Origin of the sequence: Allgaiera indica, from assembly GCF_900106675.1 — a bacterium.
Classification (GTDB): domain Bacteria; phylum Pseudomonadota; class Alphaproteobacteria; order Rhodobacterales; family Rhodobacteraceae; genus Acidimangrovimonas; species Acidimangrovimonas indica.
In genome coordinates this window covers 1-1,299 of the sequence record NZ_FNOB01000074.1, presented here as the reverse complement: position 1 = coordinate 1,299, position 1,299 = coordinate 1, and the positions used below count along the sequence as shown (strand labels likewise).

The following is a 1,299-nucleotide window of genomic DNA, read 5'->3' as shown; positions in this document are numbered from 1 at the left end:
TGACCTGCCCCTATTTTCAGGGCCACTCGTAAGTCGAGTTTGTTCTGCATTTGTGTGCCATCATTCGGCGGCGTGAGCAATGGGCGCAGGCGCGGAGCCATCGGGTAGCTCAAGCGGCTGCGCCCATTGCGTTTTATCGAAGGGGCGCGCGGCCGCGAACTCCTCCGGGGTCTGGTACTTCAAGCTGCTGTGCGGTCGCTCCGTGTTGTAGTCGATCCTCCAGGCTTCGATGATTTCGCGTGCCTCGCCGATGCTTGTGAACCAATGCTGGTTCAGGCATTCCTCACGGTATCGGCCGTTGAAACTCTCGATGTAGGCGTTCTGGGTCGGCTTGCCGGGATCGATGAAATACAGCTGAACGCCGTGATCATCGGCCCATCCGTCAAGCGCGCGACCGCGCAGTTCGGGGCCGTTGTCGACGACCAGGATGTCAGGATACCCTCGCTCTCGGGCCACGCGCTCCAGCATGTCCACGACCCGCTCCCCCGGCAGCGAGAAATCCACCTCGATCGCCGGACATTCTCGGGTGCAATCGTCCTTGAGGTTGGCGGTGCGGAACTTGCGACCGTTGGCCAGGGCATCGCTGGTGAAGTCGAGCGACCAGCGCTGGTTGGGGGCGATCGGGCACCAGGCCCCCTCACGGCCTTCGCGCGGGATCTTCTTGCGCTTCGTGCGACGCAGCCACAGCCGTTCTTCGTGGTAGATGCGCTCGACGACCTTGACGTTCACCTTGAAGCCCTCGCGGACCAGTTTGGCATGCAGCATGCGATAGCCATACCTCCGGTGCTTGCCTGACAGCGTGACCAGGCGTTCCCTCAATCGCGCGTGACGGTCTGGCCGAACCTGATACGTCAGGCTCGACCGTGAAATCCCGACCAGCCTGCACGCCCGTCGTTCCGTGAACTGATACTCGTCCATCAGCGTCTTCACGGCATCCCGGCGGCGCGCAGGCGTCAGGAGTTTTTTGCCAGCAGCCCCTTGAGACCGGCGTTATCCAGCATGGCATCGGCCAGAAGACGCTTCAGCTCGGCGTTCTCGGCTTCAAGGTCCTTCAGACGCCGCAGTTCGGAAACCGTCATACCGCCATACTTGGCCTTCCATTTGTAAAGGGTCGCATCCGACATGCCGTACTTGCGGCACAGCTCCGAAACCTTCGCCCCGGCGGCATATTCCTGCAGAACCCCCACAATCTGCTCTTCGGTGAAACGTGATTTGCGCATCGTCTGTTCTCCTCGCTGCTATGAACGCTACGAGAACAAACTCTCCTTTTGAATGGCCCGGTTCATCGGGGGCAGGTCA

General features: G+C 61.0%; 1 protein-coding gene. It reads right to left on the bottom strand.

From position 1 onward, the window contains the following. Nucleotides 1-60: 60 nt before the first annotated feature. A protein-coding gene (locus BLV97_RS20630; protein ID WP_092164244.1) for an IS3 family transposase occupies nt 61-1,220 on the bottom strand; the annotation gives its coding sequence in 2 pieces (ribosomal slippage) (nt 61-968 and nt 968-1,220; 1,161 coding nt in all). Between the last annotated feature and the right edge of the window lie 79 nt (nt 1,221-1,299).